19 protein-coding genes are annotated in these 17,540 nt (G+C 72.5%); 14 read left to right on the top strand and 5 right to left on the bottom strand.

Annotated elements, in window-relative coordinates:
• Positions 1–96 precede the first annotated feature (96 nt).
• Positions 97–933: a thioredoxin domain-containing protein gene (locus tag RM779_RS20885; protein ID WP_311619253.1), complete on the bottom strand. Its 837-nt coding sequence runs from the start codon at positions 931–933 to the stop codon at positions 97–99.
• A gap of 83 nt (positions 934–1,016) precedes the next feature.
• Entirely contained in the window at positions 1,017–1,673 is a 657-nt protein-coding gene (locus tag RM779_RS20880) for a hypothetical protein (protein ID WP_311619252.1), read from the bottom strand.
• Between the two features lie 280 nt (positions 1,674–1,953).
• Here RM779_RS20880 and dnaE point away from each other — a divergent pair, with 280 nt between their 5' ends.
• Both dnaE and RM779_RS20870 read left to right on the top strand, forming a co-directional pair.
• The gene (dnaE, locus tag RM779_RS20875) at positions 1,954–5,493 is read left to right on the top strand and encodes a DNA polymerase III subunit alpha (protein WP_311619251.1); all 3,540 of its coding nucleotides are present in this window, start codon (positions 1,954–1,956) and stop codon (positions 5,491–5,493) included.
• 114 nt (positions 5,494–5,607) lie between these two features.
• A complete protein-coding gene (locus tag RM779_RS20870; RefSeq protein WP_311619250.1) occupies positions 5,608–5,841 on the top strand; it encodes a hypothetical protein in 234 nt (77 codons plus the stop codon).
• Between the two features lie 82 nt (positions 5,842–5,923).
• On the opposite strand, the gene RM779_RS20865 is transcribed toward RM779_RS20870, so the two are convergent.
• Positions 5,924–6,049 carry a hypothetical protein gene (locus RM779_RS20865; protein WP_311619249.1) on the bottom strand — a complete coding sequence of 42 codons (126 nt, stop codon included), beginning with the start codon at positions 6,047–6,049 and terminating at the stop codon, positions 5,924–5,926.
• Between the two features lie 200 nt (positions 6,050–6,249).
• Between RM779_RS20865 and RM779_RS20860 the strand changes: the two genes are divergently transcribed.
• The 4 genes from RM779_RS20860 to RM779_RS20845 all read left to right on the top strand — a co-directional run bounded on the left by RM779_RS20860 (position 6,250) and on the right by RM779_RS20845 (position 10,196).
• Complete coding sequence (locus RM779_RS20860) at positions 6,250–7,467, top strand: NYN domain-containing protein (protein ID WP_311619248.1); 1,218 nt, start codon at positions 6,250–6,252, stop codon at positions 7,465–7,467.
• 179 nt (positions 7,468–7,646) lie between these two features.
• Entirely contained in the window at positions 7,647–8,621 is a 975-nt protein-coding gene (locus RM779_RS20855) for an ABC transporter ATP-binding protein (protein WP_311619274.1), read from the top strand.
• Positions 8,618–9,403, top strand: coding sequence for an ABC transporter permease (locus RM779_RS20850; protein ID WP_311619247.1), 786 nt, complete (start codon positions 8,618–8,620; stop codon positions 9,401–9,403). The genes RM779_RS20855 and RM779_RS20850 overlap by 4 nt, the downstream gene beginning before the upstream one ends.
• A 79-nt stretch (positions 9,404–9,482) precedes the next feature.
• Complete coding sequence (locus RM779_RS20845) at positions 9,483–10,196, top strand: ABC transporter permease (protein ID WP_311619246.1); 714 nt, start codon at positions 9,483–9,485, stop codon at positions 10,194–10,196.
• 88 nt (positions 10,197–10,284) lie between these two features.
• Here RM779_RS20845 and ybaK read toward each other — a convergent pair whose 3' ends face one another.
• Positions 10,285–10,782 carry a Cys-tRNA(Pro) deacylase gene (gene ybaK, locus RM779_RS20840; protein ID WP_311619245.1) on the bottom strand — a complete coding sequence of 166 codons (498 nt, stop codon included), beginning with the start codon at positions 10,780–10,782 and terminating at the stop codon, positions 10,285–10,287.
• A gap of 14 nt (positions 10,783–10,796) precedes the next feature.
• Positions 10,797–11,564 carry an LON peptidase substrate-binding domain-containing protein gene (locus tag RM779_RS20835; protein ID WP_311619244.1) on the bottom strand — a complete coding sequence of 256 codons (768 nt, stop codon included), beginning with the start codon at positions 11,562–11,564 and terminating at the stop codon, positions 10,797–10,799.
• Positions 11,565–11,655: 91 nt separating this feature from the next.
• On the opposite strand from RM779_RS20835, the gene hisD reads away from it, so the two are divergent.
• From hisD to hisF, 8 genes are read left to right on the top strand one after another with little or no spacing between them, the layout of a single operon-like run.
• Positions 11,656–12,993 (top strand): histidinol dehydrogenase, encoded by a 1,338-nt coding sequence (hisD, locus tag RM779_RS20830; RefSeq protein WP_311619243.1) that lies wholly within the window; start codon positions 11,656–11,658, stop codon positions 12,991–12,993.
• On the top strand, positions 12,990–14,108 hold the full coding sequence (locus RM779_RS20825) for a histidinol-phosphate transaminase (protein ID WP_311619242.1): 1,119 nt from the start codon (positions 12,990–12,992) through the stop codon (positions 14,106–14,108). The genes hisD and RM779_RS20825 overlap by 4 nt, the downstream gene beginning before the upstream one ends.
• Positions 14,105–14,695 carry an imidazoleglycerol-phosphate dehydratase HisB gene (gene hisB, locus RM779_RS20820; protein WP_311619241.1) on the top strand — a complete coding sequence of 197 codons (591 nt, stop codon included), beginning with the start codon at positions 14,105–14,107 and terminating at the stop codon, positions 14,693–14,695. Before RM779_RS20825 ends, hisB begins: the two co-directional genes overlap by 4 nt.
• Positions 14,696–14,708: 13 nt before the next feature.
• Positions 14,709–14,867, top strand: coding sequence for a hypothetical protein (locus RM779_RS20815; protein WP_171987811.1), 159 nt, complete (start codon positions 14,709–14,711; stop codon positions 14,865–14,867).
• 2 nt (positions 14,868–14,869) lie between these two features.
• Positions 14,870–15,508, top strand: a complete 639-nt coding sequence (gene hisH / locus RM779_RS20810; RefSeq protein ID WP_311619240.1) for an imidazole glycerol phosphate synthase subunit HisH — start codon at positions 14,870–14,872, stop codon at positions 15,506–15,508.
• The gene (priA, locus tag RM779_RS20805; RefSeq protein ID WP_311619239.1) at positions 15,508–16,227 is read left to right on the top strand and encodes a bifunctional 1-(5-phosphoribosyl)-5-((5-phosphoribosylamino)methylideneamino)imidazole-4-carboxamide isomerase/phosphoribosylanthranilate isomerase PriA; all 720 of its coding nucleotides are present in this window, start codon (positions 15,508–15,510) and stop codon (positions 16,225–16,227) included. Before hisH ends, priA begins: the two co-directional genes overlap by 1 nt.
• A complete protein-coding gene (locus RM779_RS20800) occupies positions 16,224–16,613 on the top strand; it encodes a Rid family hydrolase (protein ID WP_311619238.1) in 390 nt (129 codons plus the stop codon). Before priA ends, RM779_RS20800 begins: the two co-directional genes overlap by 4 nt.
• A complete protein-coding gene (gene hisF, locus RM779_RS20795; RefSeq protein WP_077062006.1) occupies positions 16,610–17,401 on the top strand; it encodes an imidazole glycerol phosphate synthase subunit HisF in 792 nt (263 codons plus the stop codon). Before RM779_RS20800 ends, hisF begins: the two co-directional genes overlap by 4 nt.
• The last annotated feature ends 139 nt before the right edge of the window (positions 17,402–17,540 follow it).

Below are 17,540 nucleotides of genomic sequence, written 5' to 3'. Positions count from 1 at the left end.
CCGCCCGGGTCCGGCCGGCCCGGTCGGCGCCGCCCCCCCCCCCCGGCCCTTGTGGCAGCTTCGTTACCCGGTCGCGCCCCGGGCACGGCGTCCGTCTCAGGGCTGGACGCTGTTCGCCTCGATGACCGCGGCGAAGTCCTCTGGCGTCTTGGGAACGTCCACGACCTCGTCGTTGTACTTCAGCGTCGGGGTGCCGGACACGTCGGGCGCGGCATCGAACTTGTCGGACATCTGGAGGGCCCAGACGGCGAACGTGCTGTCGGTGACCGCGGCTTCGAAGTCCGCGTTGCCCTCCAGCTCGGGAACCTCCTGGGCTATCTCGATCAGCCGCTCGTCGTCGGCGAACGCGTCGGACGACTCGGCGGGGTGGAACTCCTCGGAGTAGAGGGCCGCCTGGAGGTCCAGGAACGCCGAGGGGCTGACGTCGAGTGCGGCGCCGAGTGCGGTCAGGGCGTTCTTGGAGCCGGAGCCGCCGAGCCGGTCGTCGAGGAAGGAGCCGAAGACGTACTCGACGGCGAAGGTGCCGTCGTCGATGCCCGCGTGGACGCTGTCGCCGATGCTCTGCTCGAAGTTGGCGCAGGCGGGGCAGCGCGGGTCCTCGAACAGAGTGAGGGTGTTGGCCGCGTCCTCCTCGCCGATGCGGATGGTCAGGCCGTCCTCGCCCGAGGTGTTGGCCGGGGCGTCGGCGGCGAACTCGCCCGACCCGCCGTCCTCGATCTGCGTGCGGACGGCGCCCCAGTCGGTGTTGTCCGAGTCGCCGCCCATGTTGGCGACGGCCACGCCGACGCCGCCGGCGACGGCCAGGAGGGCCAGGGCCGAGCCGCCGACGATTGCCTGGCGGCGCACCTTTTCGCGCTTGGCCTGGCGTTCGCGCTCGGCACGCAGCCGTTCGCGGGCCTCGCGTTTGGCCACGGAGGTGTTGCGCTTGCTCATGGGATATCTCCGTCGAGAAGTGTCGGTGGTCCCGGGCGCGGCGGGGCGGCCGGGACGGGTGACTGCCGGTGCGGGGTGCTCGCTCAGTGGGCGAGCGCCGCGCTGGGCGGGCCCCGACGGAGGACGGAGTGGGCCAGGGGCGGCGCGATCGGCGCCGCGGGGGCGGTCCGCGGGCGGCGCGGCAGCCGCGGGGGCTCGGCCGCGGGCACGTTGCGGAACGTGACGGCGAGCAGCAGCGGCCGGAAGCCGGCCGCGACGGCGGCGTGCAGGAGCCGGGCCAGGGCCCGTTCGCCGCAGCGCAGCCAGCCGGCCGCGGCCAGACCGGCGCAGACGTGCGCGGCCAGCAGTACCCAGGGCCCGGCCGGATCGGCCGCGTCCAGCGGCCCGCGGCCGGCGGCCGCGAGGTTGACGAGCGGGGTGCCGACCTCGCCGGCACAGAGCAGGTCCACGCCGAGCAGCCGCAGCGGCCCGGTGACCGGGCCGCCGCCGGGGCCGTAGCAGGTGGACTGTCCCGCGGTGAAGAGGGTGTCGGCCGCCAGGTGCAGGGGAACGAGCAGCGCGGCGATGGCGCGGAAGCCGCGTTCCCCGCCGCCGAACAGCAGCCAGGCACACGCGAAAACCGCGGCGCCGACGGCGGCGACGGCCGGTGCGGGCAGGGGCGCGCCGGACAGCAGGACGTGGGCACCGGCGGAGAGCGTGACGCACAGCGCGGCGAACATCGCCGCGCGGGCCGCACGCATGCCAGGAGCCGATATACCCATCGAGCCCGAGTGTGCCACGGCCCGCGGGGCGGGGGTACGGGCGGTGCCGGGTGAGGTTTTCCGGCCGGCCTTCCCCCGGGTGGGCGGCGTGCGTTCCCGGGCCGGGAGCGGGGCACCGTCCTGACCTTGGGCATTGCCGTGATCATGGCTCTGACCTGCGGAAACGCCGAGGAATTGGGATCGCGTGCGCGGGGCCGGTGCGGCTGGTGCGGATGTAGGGTTCAGGGTGATCCAAGCCCCTGCTGCGGAAGGCCGTGGAGTGACGAAGCCCTTCACACACCTGCATGTGCACACCCAGTACTCGCTGCTCGACGGAGCGGCGCGGCTTGCGGACATGTTCAAGGCGTGCCGGGAGATGGGCATGTCACACATCGCCATCACCGACCACGGGAACCTGCACGGCGCCTACGACTTCTTCCAGCAGGCGCGGGCCGCGGAGATCACGCCGATCATCGGCATCGAGGCGTACGTGGCGCCGGAGTCGCGGCGGCACAAGCGGCGGGTGCAGTGGGGGCAGCCGCATCAGAAGCGGGACGACGTCTCCGGCTCCGGCGGTTACACGCACAAGACGATCTGGGCGTACAACAGGACGGGGCTGCACAACCTGTTCCGGCTCTCCTCCGACGCCTACACCGAGGGCTTTTTCGTCAAGTGGCCCCGTATGGACCGGGAGACCATCGCGCAGCACGCGGAGGGCCTGATCGCGTCCACCGGCTGTCCTTCCGGCGAGGTGCAGACGCGGCTGCGGCTCGGTCAGCCCGAGGAGGCGCTGAAGGCGGCGGGGGAGTACCGGGAGATCTTCGGAAAGGACCGGTACTTCCTCGAACTGATGGACCACGGTCTCGAAATCGAGACCCGGGTCAGGGACGGGCTGCTGGAGATCGGCCGCAAGCTGGGCATCCCGCCGCTGGTGACGAACGACTCGCACTACACGTACGCCCACGAGTCGGCCGCGCACGACGCGCTGCTATGCGTGCAGACCGGGAAAAACCTGTCGGACCCCGATCGCTTCCGCTTCGACGGCTCGGGGTACTACCTGAAGTCGCCGGAGGAGATGTACGCCATCGACTCCTCCGACGCCTGGCAGCAGGGCTGCGCCAACACCCGCCTGGTGGCCGAGCAGGTCGAGACCAGCGGCTGGTTCGAGCCGCGGGACCTGATGCCGCGCTTCGACGTGCCCGAGGGGTACACGGAGGTCTCCTGGTTCCAGGCGGAGGTGGCCCGCGGCATGGCCCGCCGCTACCCGGGCGGGGTGCCGGAGTCGCGGCAGCGGCAGGCCGAGTACGAGATGGGCGTCATCATCCAGATGGGGTTCCCCGGCTACTTCCTCGTGGTCGCGGACTTCATCATGTGGGCCAAGCAGCAGGGCATCGCGGTCGGCCCTGGGCGCGGTTCCGCGGCCGGTTCGATCGTGTCGTACGCGCTGGGCATCACCGACCTCGACCCGATCGACCACGGTCTGATCTTCGAGCGCTTCCTCAACCCGGAGCGCGTCTCCATGCCGGATGTCGACATCGACTTCGACGAGCGCAGGCGCGGCGAGGTGATCCGTTACGTCACCGAGAAGTACGGCGCCGACAAGGTGTCGATGATCGGCACCTACGGCACGATCAAGGCGAAGGCGGCCATCAAGGACGCCTCGCGCGTGCTGGGTTACCCCTACGCGATGGGTGACCGCATCACGAAGGCGATGCCCGCGGACGTGCTGGGCAAGGGCATTCCGCTGTCCGGCATCACGGACAAGGACCACCCGCGGTTCAGCGAGGCCGCCGAGGTCCGCGGCATGTACGAGAACGAGCCGGACGTGCGGAAGGTCATCGACACCGCGCGTGGCCTGGAGGGGCTGGTCCGGCAGATGGGCATGCACGCCGCGGGCGTGATCATGTCCAGCGAGCGGCTGGTCGACCACGTGCCGCTGTTCGCGCCGAAGAACGACGGTGTGGTCGTCACGCAGTGGGACTATCCGACGTGTGAGGCGCTCGGCCTGCTGAAGATGGACTTCCTGGGCCTGCGGAATCTCACGATCATGGATGACGCGGTCAAGCTGATCAAAAAGAACAAGGACGTCGACATCGAGCTGCTCAATCTGACGCTCGACGACCCGAAGACGTTCGAGTTGCTGGGGCGCGGGGACACGCTGGGCGTCTTCCAGTTCGACGGCGGGCCCATGCGGTCGCTGCTGCGGATGATGAAGCCGACCGACTTCGAGGACATCTCCGCCGTCGGCGCCCTGTACCGGCCGGGCCCCATGGGCATGAACTCGCACATCAACTACGCCCTGCGCAAGAACGGCCAGCAGGAGATCACGCCGATCCACAAGGAGCTGGAAGAGCCGCTGAAGGAGGTCCTCGACGTCACCTACGGCCTGATCGTGTATCAGGAGCAGGTGCAGAAGGCGGCGCAGGTGCTGGCCGGCTACAGCCTCGGACAAGCGGACCTGCTCCGCCGGGCCATGGGCAAGAAGAAGAAGGAGATCCTGGACAAGGAGTTCCTTCCGTTCCAGAAGGGCATGCGGGAGCGCGACTACTCCGACGAGGCCATCCAGGCCGTGTGGGACGTGCTGGTGCCGTTCTCCGGCTACGCGTTCAACAAGGCGCACTCGTCGGCATATGGCCTTGTCACCTACTGGACGGCATATCTCAAGGCCAATTACCCGGCCGAGTACATGGCCGCGCTGCTCACCTCCGTGCGGGACGACAAGGACAAGTCGGCCGTCTATCTGAACGAGTGCCGGCGCATGGGGATCAAGGTGCTGCCGCCCGACGTGAACGAGTCGGAGGCTTTCTTCACCCCGCGCGGAGACGAGACGATCGTTTTCGGCCTCACCGCCGTCCGCAACGTGGGGCAGAATGTTGTCGATTCGATCGTGGCCACGAGGAAGGCGAAGGGGAAGTACAGCTCGTTCCCCGATTTCCTGGACAAGGTCGAGGCGGTGGTCTGCAACAAGCGCACCATCGAGTCGCTGATCAAGGCCGGCGGATTCGACAGCCTGGAGCACACGCGCAAGGGCCTGACCGCGCATTTCGAGCCGATGATCGACAACGTCGTGCAGGTCAAGCGCAAGGAGGCCGAGGGACAGTTCGACCTCTTCGGGGGCATGGACGACGACGCCGGCAGCGAAGGGCCCGGCTTCGGCATGGACGTCGTCTTCACCGAGGAGGAGTGGGAGAAGGCGTATCTCCTCGCGCAGGAACGGGAGATGCTCGGCCTGTACGTGTCCGACCACCCGCTGTTCGGCATCGAGCACGTGCTCGACGACAAGGCGGACGCGGCCATCTCGGCACTGACCGGAGGCGACTACAGCGACGGCGCGATCGTCACCATCGGCGGCATCATCTCCGGCCTCCAGCGCAAGATGACCAAGCAGGGCAACCCCTGGGCCATCGCCACCGTGGAGGACCTGGCGGGCTCCATCGACTGCATGTTCTTCCCCGCCACCTACCAACTGGTCTCCACACAACTCGTCGAGGACACCGTGGTGTTCGTCAAGGGTCGCCTCGACAAGCGCGAGGACGTCCCGCGGCTGGTCGCCATGGAGCTGATGGTGCCCGACCTGTCGGAGGCGTCCGCCGATTCCCCCGTGACCATCACCATTCCCACCCTGAGAGTCACCCCGCCGCTGGTGGAGCGGCTCGGGGAGGTGCTCGGCCAGCACCGCGGGCCGACCGAGGTGCGGGTGAAGCTCCAGAGCGCGCGGACCACGACCGTGCTGCGCCTGGACCGGCACCGGGTGCAGGCCGATCCCGCGCTTTTCGGCGACCTCAAGGCACTGCTCGGGCCCGCCTGCTTGGCCGGGTGATGCCGCAAGTTGGCGCGATGATGGAAGCTGCTTTACCGAAACGGGTAATTCCGAGGTCTACCTTCGAAAGGGAGGATTTCGACAATCGAGGGGTGGGCCGTCATGGAGACCCGGATGATCGAAAAGGCAGTATTCCTGCTGCGCCAGGTGCACAGTTCCCGGCAGGAGGCCGTGCACGCGCTGGCCGTGTATTTCCCCGGCGCGGCATTCGAGGACAGGCTGCGGTGTGTCCACGAAGCCTGGGACATCGCCCGCCGTGGCGAACAGCCCGCGCAATCCGTCGTGTCCCAGGTGTCCGACGCGCGGTATTTCGCGGCGGCACACGAACGGCACGCCTTCACCGACTGAAAGGTGCCCGGCCGGCCCGGCTCCGGCGCCACGGGGCGCACTTCCCGCGACGGGGTGTGCGCCCCGCGGCGTTGGAGCCGCGTCAGTTGTGGCCGAAGCGCCGCTCGCGTTTCCTGGTCTTCTGCTGCTCCTCAGGAACCTCGGCGCGGCTCTGCTCGGCCGGACGCTGCGGCTCCGACCGGCGGTTGCGGTTCTTGTTCCTGGCCATGATCGCCTCCTGGGTGAATCATCCTCCGGGCGCGGAACGCCGACCGCCACCAGATTCGCACGGCGCAACATAGTTCGCATTCCGGGCGGCGAGGGTCATCGATTCGCCACGCCGAAGATCGAGTTGGCACAGATAACGGCGGCGTGGTCGGGCAGACTCAAGAAAACGGTACGGGAACGTCGGGAGAAAGAAGGTGCAACGTGGACCGCTGCGTCGTCCTGGTGGACGCGGGCTATCTGCTTGGCGCCGCCGCCAGCCTTCTCGCCGGAGAACCTGCCCGGCCCCGCATCACCGTGGACCACGCGGCCCTCATCCAGGGCCTGCGGGAGCGCGCCGAGGCGGACACCGGCCGGCCGCTCCTGCGGATCTACTGGTTCGACGGCGCGCCCGACCGCGTGCCCCAGCCGGAACACCGGCGCCTGCGCGTCATGCCGCGCGTCACCGTGCGCCTGGGTGCGCTCACCAGAAGTGACGGGCGGTGGGCGCAGAAAGGCGTCGACGCGGCCATGCACGCCGAACTGACCGAGCTGGCCCGCAACCGCGCCTGCGCCGACATCGTCCTCGTCACGGGCGACGGCGACCTGCTGCCGGGCCTGATGTCGGCCAAGGAGCACGGCGTTGCCGTCCACCTCTGGGCCGTCCAGGCCGCCGACGGCGACTACAACCAGTCCGAGGACCTGGTGGCCGAGGCCGACGAACGCCGCGTCCTCGACCGGGCCTGGATCACCCGCGCCGTGCGCGTCAGCGACGCGGCCGTCCCCGGCACCCCGCACGGCGTTCCGCGTTCCGAGATCGCCGCCATCCTCGCCGCCCCGCTGCCGGAGACCGGCGCGCCCGCGGGAGCGCCCGCCGGGCGGGAGCCGGCGGTCGCCGTGAAGAACGGCGCCCCGCAGACCGGGGAGCCCCCCTGCCCGCCCCCGCACCGCGACGCCACCGGCCCCGCGGTCAAAGGCGTTCCGACGCCCAAGGACCTCGCCTCGCTCGGCCGTCCCGTCCCGCCCCCGGCCACCGCCACGCTGCGCTGGTCCTCCGACCGCGGCTGGGTGGACCGCGGCACCCCGGAGGAGCCGCCCGAGGTCGCCGGGCTGCCGATGCTCTCCCAGCTCACCACCGCCGAACAGCGGTGGGCCGACCGCGAGGAGGACATCACGGCCGTCAGCGGCGACCCGTTCGAGGTCGGCCAGGTCTTCGCCCGCCGCTGGGCCGAACGTCTCTCCGCCCCGGCCCACTTGCAGCAGCTCTCCGGCGAGTACCCGCGCATCCCGCACCGCATCGACGGTGAACTGCTGCGCTACGCGGCCCGCTTCGGCCTGCTCGCGCACAAGGACGATCAGATCGACGAGCAGGACCGGTACGCGATCCGCGCGGGTTTCTGGCGCGAGGTCGACGGGCGCACCGGCGCCGAACGGGCCTCCTGAGGGCGCGGGCCCGGGGCGGGCGGCGACTTGACCGAAACATGCCCCGGTGTCCGGCGGCCGCGGGCCGCCACGTAGGCTCCTCCACCGTGGCCTCATCCATCGCACGGGCCGGCTCCCACCCCACGGCGGAGCGGCGTGCGCCGGGCAGTACGGCGACCGCCGCCCGGCCCGCCTTCGCCGTGCGCGGCCTGACCAAGACCTACCCGGCCGCGCGGGGCCGCGCCGGCCGCGGGCGGAACGCCGAGCGGCCCCGGCCCGTGCGCGCCAGCGACGACATCAGCCTGGACGTGGCCCGCGGGGAGATCTTCGGCCTGCTGGGGCCCAACGGAGCGGGGAAGACCACGCTCGTCCGGCAGCTCACCGGCCTGCTGCGGCCCGACGCCGGCCACATCACCCTGCTCGGGCACGACCTGGTGCGCCACCCGCGCCGGGCCGCGCGGCTGCTGGCCTACCTCGGGCAGGAGTCGACCGCGCTCGACGAGCTGACGGTGGCGCTCGCCGCCGAGACCACCGGGCGGCTGCGCGGCCTCGGGTCCGACGCGGCCCGCCGCGAGCGCGACGCCGTCCTCGACGAGCTGGGGCTGGCGCCGCTGGCCGGGCAGCCGCTGAAGAAGCTGTCCGGCGGGCAGCGGCGGCTCGCCTGCGTGGCCGCCGCGCTCACCGGCGAACGCCCCGTGCTCGTGCTGGACGAGCCGACGGCCGGCATGGACCCGGTGGCCAGGCGCGCGGTGTGGTCGGCGATCGACCGGCGGCGCACCGGGAACGGCACCACGGTGCTGCTCGTCACCCACAACGTCATCGAGGCGGAAACGGTCCTCGACCGGGTCGCGGTCCTCGACTCGGGCCGCGTCATCGCCTGTGACACACCGGGCGGTCTGAAGGGCATGGTCAGCTCCGAGGTGCGCCTCGACCTGGTCTGGCGCGGTGAACCGCCGCTGGGCGAGCCGGAGATCGCCGCCCTGTACGGCGCGGCCACCGTCGCGGGCCGCCGCTGGACGCTGCGGCTGCCGCCGGAGCGGGCCCGTTCGGTCGTGGCCGCCGTCACCCAGGGGCCCGCGTTCGCCGCGCTCGACGACTTCACCCTGGCCACCCCCAGCCTGGAGGACGTCTACCTGGCGCTCGGCGGCCGGGGCGCGGGACTGGAGCGCTCGTGAGCACATCCGCGATCAGCGCCGTGCATCCCCTGGCGCCGGGCGCGCGCCTGTGGCCCGCCCTCGGGGCGGTCTACCGGGCGCAGCTCTCGCGCGCCCGCGTGGCGCGGATACCGCTGCTGTTCGTCGCCACCTTCCAGTCCATCGGGATCATGGTCCTGATGCGCGGCGTCGTGGACGGCGGCGGGGGCGAGGAGGCGCGCGCCGTCGTGGCCGGCTCCGCCGTGCTCGTCGTGGCGTTCGTCGCGCTCAACCTGCTGGCCCAGTACTTCGGGCAGCTGCGGTCCGCCGGCGGCCTCGACCACTACGCGACGCTGCCGGTGCCCGCGGCGGCGGTCGCGCTGGGCACGGCCGCCGCGTACGCGTCGTTCACGGTGCCCGGCGTGATCGTCACCGCCGTCACCGGGAGCCTGCTCTACCAGCTGCCGATGGGCGGCCTGTGGGTGATCGCGGCCGTCGTACCGCTGGCCGGTGCCGCGCTCGCCGGGCTCGGCGCCGCGCTCGGGCTGCTGGCGCCGCGCGCCGAGCTGGCCACCCTGTGCGGACAGCTGGGCATGTCCGCGGCGCTGCTGCTCGGGGTGCTGCCCGAGGGGCGGCTGCCGGAGCCGGTGCGCTGGCTGAGGGAGCTGCTGCCGTCCAGCTACGGTGTCGACGCGCTGGCCGCGGCCCTGGGCCCGCGGACCGACTGGGGCTCGGTCGCGGCGAACCTCGCCGTCTGCGCCGCCGTCGGCGCCGCGGCGCTCGCCCTGGCCACGTGGGCCTACCGCAGGGCGGCCCTGCGCTGAGCCGCCGGAAAATACGGTCATACGCCCGAACGGCCGTCCCGCGGGCCGAACAGGTGCCCGTACCTGGCAGGATGACAGGGTGACCGTTCCCCAGCCCGCACCGGATCACCGTCCGGCCGCCGACAATGCCGCCGAGCACACCGCCGGAGGCGAGGGCCACGACCCGTGGGCGGCCAGGACCGCGGCGCCCGTGCCCGGCCGCGCCGCGGCGGGGACCGCGCCCGACTGGGGCCGCGAGATACGCGACGGCCTGCTCGTCGCCCTGCCGGTCGCCGTGCTCGGCGGGCTGGTGCTCGGCCTGCTGTGGCTGTGGCGCGCGCCGCGCGTTCCGCTCGTCTCGGACGGCCAGGCGGTGCTGCTCGCCAATTCGGAGGGGCAGGCGGCCATGGGCGCCGACGCCACGTTCCTGCTGTTCGGCCTCGCGCTCGGCGTGCCGGTCGGCATCGCGGTCTTCGTGGCGCGTCGCCGCGGCGGCGTGGGCACCGCGATCGGCCTGGCCGTGGGCGCCCTGGCCGGCTCGTGGCTGGCCTGGCGGCTCGGGGTGTGGCTCGGCCCGGCGCAGGACGTCGCCGGGCACGCCAGGGAAGTCGGCGCCGACGTCGAGTTCGACGCCCCGCTCGACATCGGGGCCCGCGGCGTGCTGCTGGGCCTGCCGTTCGCCGCCGTCGGCGTCCACCTGCTGTGCATGGCGGCCTGGGGCCCCCGCGAGCCGCAGCAGCAGCCCGCGGAACTGCCGCATTGGCGCGGACACGGCGCGCCGCCGCCGGACCACGCGCCGGGAGGCACTTCCTGATCTGGCGCGGCTCGACCGGCCGCCCGCGGATCGGCGGCCTGCCGAACGGTGCCTGCCCGAACGGAACGCGCGGTCGGCCCCCGTTCGGTCAGTCCTTCGCGATCGGCGCCGTGCGCGCGCCCGTCAGCGTCACCAGATCCGCCGGGGACAGCTCGATCTCCAGACCCCGCCGGCCCGCCGAGACGAAAACCGTCTCGTGCCCGGCCGCCGAGGAGTCGACCACCGTCGGCAGCCGCTTGCGCTGCCCGAGCGGCGAGATCCCGCCCCGCACGTAGCCCGTGGTCCGCTCCGCCGTCGCCGGGTCGGCCATGGCCGCCCGCTTCCCGCCGACCGCCGCCGCCAGCGCCTTGAGGCCCAGCGAAGCCGACACCGGCACCACCGCCACCGTCAGCGCCCCGTCCACCTCGGCCACCAGGGTCTTCAGCACCCGCCGCGGGTCGCTGCCCAATGCCTCGGCCGCCTCCTCGCCGTAGGACGCGGCGGCCGGATCGTGCGCGTACGCGTGGACGCGGAAGGGGATGCCCGCCCGCGTCGCGGCCACCGTCGCCGGCGTGCCGCCCGCCGCGGCGCGCTGCTTCCTGCCCACTGCCGGCCCTCCGCTCAGTTCAGACTCGTCGGACGGGCGGTGTACTCGGCGCCGGGAACGGAGGGCAGCTTGCCGATCAGTGACGTCTCCTGCCGCAGGATACGCAGCTCCTCCGCGAGTCTCGTCGCCGTGTCCTTGGCCTGGAGCAGCCGCTGCTTGTCCGACGTGTACAGCATCGTCGCCGCCGCCACCAGATAGGACACCACCGACGGGTCCTCCGGCAGCTCCTGCCCCGGGGCGAGCGTCCGCTCGTTCGCACCCGCGAGCACCTTCTGGTAGGCGCGGAACGCCCGCAGCACCCCGGAGGCCAGCGCGCCCGCGCCCTCGCCCGCCTCCTCCGGGAGCGGCTCGACGTCCGCCGTCAGGTACGGCCCCTCGGTGTGCACCGAGAGCAGCCGGAACCTGGTCGTCCCGGTGGCCAGCACCTCGTAGCCCTCGGCGTCCTCCTCGTCCGCGCCGCCCGCCGCGGACCGCGCCCTGATCGTCGAGGCGTCCGCGATACAGCCCACGCCGTGGAACGACAGCATCGGGTCCCGCGCGAACCCGGCCCCCGCGCCCGCCTCCGGCGGCTCCGAGCCGTCCGGCAGGCCGAGCGCGCTCGGCGCCACCTCGTGGCCGTCCCTGATGGCGACGACACCGAACGGACGTGGCCCCTCGCCCGGAAGTTCGAGCAGGTCCCGCATCATGGCCCGGTATCTGGCCTCGAAGACGTTCAACGGCAGCACCAGCCCGGGAAACAGCACGGTGTTCAGCGGAAAGAGCGGCAGGCGCGTGGTCGTCACGACCGGCCAGCCTATCGGCTGGGCTCCGGGGCAGGGCCCGCATGGTGAAACGCGTCAGCGGTGCGCGTGTGGCGTCTGCGAGACTGGACGGGTGCTGACCCGAATCGACCTGCGGAGTTCCCCCGGCCAGGGGGCGATCGACCGTGACCTGCTGCCCCGCGCCGAACTCGACGTCGAGGCCGCCCTGGAGAGGGTGCGGCCCATCTGCGAGGACGTACGCCATCGCGGGACCGCGGCGCTGATCGACTACGCGCAGCGGTTCGACGGGGTCACCATCGAGCGCACCCGCGTTCCCGCGGAAGCCCTGGAGCGCGCCCTCGCCGAGCTGGACCCGGCCGTCAGGGCCGCCCTGGAGGAGTCCATCGCGCGCGCCCGCCTCGTCCACCGCGAGCAGCGGCGCACCGACACCGCCGTGCGCGTCGTGCCCGGCGGCACCGTCACCGAGCGGTGGGTGCCGGTGGAGCGCGTCGGCCTCTACGTGCCCGGTGGCAAGGCCGCGTACGGCTCCTCCGTCGTCATGAACGTGGTACCCGCGCAGGAGGCCGGCGTCGGCTCGCTCGTGGTCGCCTCGCCGCCGCAGCGCGCCCCGGGCAACGAGTGGGGCGAGGGCCTGCCGCACCCCACGATCCTGGCCGCCTGCGCGCTGCTCGGTGTCACCGAGGTCCACGCCGCGGGCGGCGCCCAGGCCGTCGCCATGTTGGCGCACGGCACGGCCGAGTGCGCCCCGGTGAAGCTGGTCACCGGCCCTGGGAACGTGTACGTGACCGCCGCCAAGCGCCTGCTGAAGGGCATCGTCGGCATCGACGCCGAGGCCGGACCGACCGAGATCGCCGTGCTCGCCGACGCCTCCGCCGACCCCCGGCTGATCGCCGCCGACCTCATCAGCCAGGCCGAGCACGACGTGCTGGCCGCCGCCGTCCTGATCACGCCATCCGCGGAGCTGGCCGACGCGGTCGACGCCGAGCTGGGCCCGCAGGTCGCCGCCGCCAAGCACCACGAACGCATCTCCGAGGCGCTGACCGGCCGGCAGTCCGGGATCGTCCTCGTCCGCGACCTCGACCACGGCCTCGCCGTCAGCGACGCCTACGCCGCGGAGCACCTGGAGATCCACACCGAGGACGCCGCGGCCGTCGCCGCCCGCGTCCGCAACGCCGGCGCCGTGTTCGTCGGGCCGCACGCCCCCGTCTCGCTGGGCGACTACTGCGCGGGCTCCAACCACGTGCTGCCCACCGGCGGCTGCGCCTGCCACTCCTCCGGGCTGTCCGTCCAGTCGTTCCTGCGCGGCATCCACGTCGTCGACTACGACCGGCAGGCGCTGGCCGAGGTCGCCCACCACGTGGTGGCGCTGGCCGAGGCGGAGGACCTGCCCGCGCACGGCACCGCGGTCAAGGCGCGCTTCGAGAGCGGGAAGGCCGGGCCGGGCGCGTGACACGTATCGACGACCTCCCCGTCCGGGACGAGTTGCGGGGCAAGATGCCCTACGGCGCGCCCCAGCTGGACGTTCCGGTGCGGCTCAACACCAACGAGAATCCGTACCCCGCGCCCGAGGATCTGGTGCGCCGCATCGCGGAGCGCGTGGCCGCCGCGGCCCGCGACATGAACCGCTACCCGGACCGGGACGCGGTGCTCCTGCGCACCGAGCTGGCCGCCTACCTCTCCAGGACCGCGGGCCTGCCCCTCGGGCCCGAGCGGGTCTGGGCCGCGAACGGGTCCAACGAGGTGCTCCAGCAGCTCCTCCAGGCGTTCGGCGGCCCCGGGCGCAGCGCGCTCGGCTTCGACCCCACGTACTCGATGCACTCCCTCATCGCCCGCGGCACCGGCACCGGGTGGATCTCGGGGCCGCGCACCGAGGACTTCGGCATCGACCGGGACGCGGCCGTCGCCGCCGTGCACGAGCACCGGCCCGACGTGCTGTTCATCTGCTCGCCGAACAACCCGACGGGCACCGCCGTCGGCCCGGAGACCGTGCTCGCCCTGTACGACGCGGCGCAGCGGGCCGCCCCGGGGCCGCGCGGCGCGCTGGTCGTCGTGGACGAGGCGTACGCCGAGTTCAGCCACCGCCCCTCGCTGCTCCCGCTGACCGAGGGCCGCCCGCTGCTGGTGATCAGCCGCACCATGTCGAAGGCGTTCGGCGCGGCCGGGCTGCGCCTCGGCTACCTGGCGGCCGACCCGGCCGTGGTGGACGCGGTGCAGCTGGTGCGCCTGCCCTACCACCTGTCCACGGTCACGCAGGCCACGGCGCTCGCCGCCCTGGAGTTCACGGATACTCTGCTGAGCTACGTCGAGGAGCTCAAGGGCGAACGGGACCGGCTGGTGACCGAGCTGCGGGCGATCGGCCGCGAGGTCACGGAGTCCGACGCCAATTTCGTGCAGTTCGGCCGGTTCGCCGACGCGGCTGCCGTCTGGCGGCGGCTGCTCGACCACGGCGTGCTCGTCCGGGACAACGGCGTGCCCGGCCGGCTGCGGGTCTCGACCGGGACCCGCGCGGAGAACGACGCGTTCCTCGACGCGATACGTGCAGTGACGAAGGAGATCAGCGAATGACCCGCGTGGGCCGCGTGTCACGCACCACCAAGGAGACGTCGGTGCTCGTCGAGATCGGTCTCGACGGCACCGGGCAGGTCGATGTGTCGACAGGAGTCGGCTTCTTCGACCACATGCTCGACCAGCTGGGCCGGCACGGCCTGTTCGACCTCAGCGTCAAGACCGAGGGCGACCTGCACATCGACAGCCACCACACCATCGAGGACACCGCCCTCGCGCTCGGCGCCGCCTTCCGGCAGGCGCTCGGCGACAAGAGCGGCATCGTCCGCTTCGCCGACGCCTCCGTCCCCCTGGACGAGGCGCTCGCGCAGGTGACCGTGGACCTGTCGGGCCGCCCCTACCTGGTGCACCGCGAGCCGGACAACATGGCGCCGATGATCGGCTCCTACGACACCACGATGACGCGCCACATCCTGGAGTCCTTCGTCGCTCAGGCACAGGTGGCGCTCCACGTTCACGTGCCGTACGGCCGCAATGCGCACCACATCGTGGAGTGCCAGTTCAAGGCCCTGGCCCGCGCCCTGCGTTACGCCAGCGAGATCGACCCCAGGCAGCCGGGCATCCCCTCGACCAAGGGCGCCCTGTGAACGGAGAGACATTGTGAACGGGGTTTCGACGCTGCTCATCGTCGTCGGGCTCTTCCTGGCCGGCGGCGTGTACTCGTTCGCGAAGCAGGGGCTGCCCCGCGGCGTCGTCGTGCTGCTCGCCGTCGCCAGCGGCCTCTGCCTGCTGGCGGGGGTGCTGAGGCTGGAGTGGTAGCCATGAAGAGTGTCGTCGTCTTCGACTACGGGTTCGGCAACGTCCGTTCCGCCGAGCGGGCCGTCGCCAGGGCCGGGGCGCGGGTCGAGATCACCCGGGACCTCGACGCCGCGCTGCGGGCGGACGGGCTGCTGGTACCGGGCGTCGGCGCGTTCGCCGCCTGCATGAACGGCATCCGCGAGGCGCGCGGCGACTGGGCCGTGCAGCGGCGCCTCGCGGGCGGGCGGCCCGTGCTCGGAATCTGCGTCGGCATGCAGGTCCTCTTCGCCCGCGGCATCGAGCACGACGTGGAGAGCAAGGGCCTGGACGAATGGCCCGGCACCGTCGGGCCGCTGCGCGCGCCCATCGTGCCGCACATGGGCTGGAACACCGTCCGCGCCCCGGCCGACTCCGCGCTGTTCGCCGGACTGTCCGCGGAGGAGCGGTTCTACTTCGTGCACTCCTACGCCGTGCACGAGTGGGAGCTGCCGCCCGACAGCGGCACCGCGGCGCTGTCCGTCCCCAGGGTCACCTGGGCGACCCACGGCGAGCCGTTCGTCGCCGCCGTGGAGAACGGCCCGCTGTGGGCCACGCAGTTCCACCCGGAAAAGTCGGGCGACGCCGGTGCCCGCCTCATCACCAACTGGATCGAGACTCTTTGATGCTGGAACTGCTTCCCGCCGTCGACGTCCGCGACGGCCAGGCGGTGCGCCTGGTGCACGGCGAGTCCGGAACGGAAACCTCCTACGGCGACCCGCTCGCCGCGGCCCTCGCCTGGCAGCGCGCCGGCGCCCCGTGGCTGCATCTGGTCGACCTGGACGCCGCGTTCGGCACCGGCGACAACCGCGCCAGGATCGCGGAGGTCGTGCGGGCCATGGACATCAAGGTCGAGCTGTCGGGCGGCATCCGCGACGACGACTCGCTGCGCGCCGCGCTCGGCACCGGCTGCACCCGCGTCAACCTGGGGACCGCCGCGCTCGAGTCGCCCGACTGGGTGGCCAAGGTCATCGCGGAGCACGGCGACCGCATCGCCGTGGGCCTCGATGTACGCGGCACCACGCTGCGCGGGCGCGGCTGGACGCGGGACGGCGGCGACCTGTACGAGACGCTGGAGCGGCTGAACCGCGAGGGCTGCGCGCGGTACGTCGTCACCGACATCAACAAGGACGGCACGCTGAAGGGCCCGAACCTCCAGCTGCTGCGGGACGTGTGCGCCGCGACGGACCGCCCGGTCGTCGCCTCGGGGGGCGTGGCCACCCTTGACGATCTGCGGGCCCTTGCCACTCTGGTACCCGAGGGCGTCGAGGGTGCGATTGTCGGAAAGGCGCTCTACGCCAGGGCGTTCACCCTGGAAGAGGCGTTGGAGGCCGTGGCGGCATGAGTGTGGAGCGGGTGCGGAACGGAAGTCCCTGGCAGGAGACCATCGGTTCGGCACGCGCGGTGGCGGCGGGTGACCTGGTGCTGGTGGCGGGCACGATCCCGGAGGCGGACGGGGCGGCCGCCGTCGGTGACCCGTACGAGCAGGCCAGATCGGCGCTCGGCGAGGCGATCGCGGCGCTCGGACCGTTCGGGATCGGCGCGGAATCCGTGGTCCGCACCCGCCTGTACATCAGTCACGCCCGGGACGCGGAGGACGTGGGGCGTGCCCACCGGGAGCTGCTCGGCGCGGTCGGGCCGGTCGTCACGGTCGTGGTGGTGTCCGGTTTCGCCGATTCGCGGGTGCTGGTGGAAGTGGAGCTTGAAGCGTATCGAGGAGCGGCGACGTGACCCTGGCCGTACGAGTGATCCCCTGCCTGGACGTGGACAACGGCCGGGTGGTCAAGGGGGTCAACTTCCAGAACCTGCGGGACGCCGGCGACCCGGTGGAGATGGCGCAGGTCTATGACGCCGAGGGCGCGGACGAGTTGACGTTCCTCGACATCACCGCCTCCTCGGGCAACCGGGAGACGACGTACGACGTGGTGCGCAGGACGGCGGAGCAGGTCTTCATTCCGCTGACCGTCGGCGGCGGCGTCCGCACCGCGGACGACGTCGACCGGCTGCTGCGGGCCGGCGCGGACAAGGTGGGCGTGAACACGGCGGCCATCGCGCGGCCCGAGCTGATCCGGGAGATCGCGGAACGGTTCGGCCGCCAGGTGCTGGTGCTGTCGGTGGACGCCAGGCGCTGCCCCGAGGGCACCACGACCCCGTCCGGTTTCGAGGTGACCACGCACGGCGGCCGGCGCGGAACGGGCCTGGACGCGGTGGAGTGGGCGCACCGGGCGGCCGGGCTCGGGGCGGGGGAGATACTGCTCAACTCGATGGACGCGGACGGCACGAAGGACGGGTACGACACGGAGATGATCGCGGCGGTCCGCGCCCAGGTGTCGATCCCCGTCATCGCCTCGGGCGGCGCGGGCCGCGGGGAACACTTCGCCCCGGCCGTCGCCGCGGGCGCCGACGCGGTGCTCGCCGCATCGGTCTTCCACTTCGGCGATCTGCGCATCGGCGAGGTCAAGACGGCCCTGCGGACCGCCGGGCACCCGGTCCGCCACCCGCTGCCCGACCCCGCCTGACACGGAGCGCACGACCGGCCCGCCGCCGGGCACACCGCGGGTCGACAACCGCTTGCTGCGTCGTTCTTTCCTTGTTCCCCGTCTCGATCGAGAGAGCCGGGCGCGGCTCTTGACATGTATGCAGTAAGCGCTTACTTTC

It is taken from the genome of Streptomyces johnsoniae (assembly GCF_031845565.1).
Taxonomy (GTDB): Bacteria; Actinomycetota; Actinomycetes; order Streptomycetales; family Streptomycetaceae; genus Streptomyces; species Streptomyces johnsoniae.
Note: the sequence above shows the minus strand (reverse complement) of the source record. Positions and strands in the feature narration are given on the sequence as shown.

Excerpts from the sequence above, each read along its gene's own strand:
- RM779_RS20885 (WP_311619253.1), bottom strand. The coding sequence starts at position 933 with ATGAGCAAGCGCAACACCTCCGTGGCCAAACGCGAGGCCCGCGAACGG.
- RM779_RS20880 (WP_311619252.1), bottom strand. The coding sequence starts at position 1,673 with ATGCGTGCGGCCCGCGCGGCGATGTTCGCCGCGCTGTGCGTCACGCTC.
- RM779_RS20870 (WP_311619250.1), top strand. The coding sequence starts at position 5,608 with ATGATCGAAAAGGCAGTATTCCTGCTGCGCCAGGTGCACAGTTCCCGG.
- RM779_RS20865 (WP_311619249.1), bottom strand. The coding sequence starts at position 6,049 with ATGGCCAGGAACAAGAACCGCAACCGCCGGTCGGAGCCGCAGCGTCCG.
- hisB (WP_311619241.1), top strand. The coding sequence starts at position 14,105 with ATGACCCGCGTGGGCCGCGTGTCACGCACCACCAAGGAGACGTCGGTG.
- hisH (WP_311619240.1), top strand. The coding sequence starts at position 14,870 with ATGAAGAGTGTCGTCGTCTTCGACTACGGGTTCGGCAACGTCCGTTCC.
- priA (WP_311619239.1), top strand. The coding sequence starts at position 15,508 with ATGCTGGAACTGCTTCCCGCCGTCGACGTCCGCGACGGCCAGGCGGTG.
- RM779_RS20800 (WP_311619238.1), top strand. The coding sequence starts at position 16,224 with ATGAGTGTGGAGCGGGTGCGGAACGGAAGTCCCTGGCAGGAGACCATC.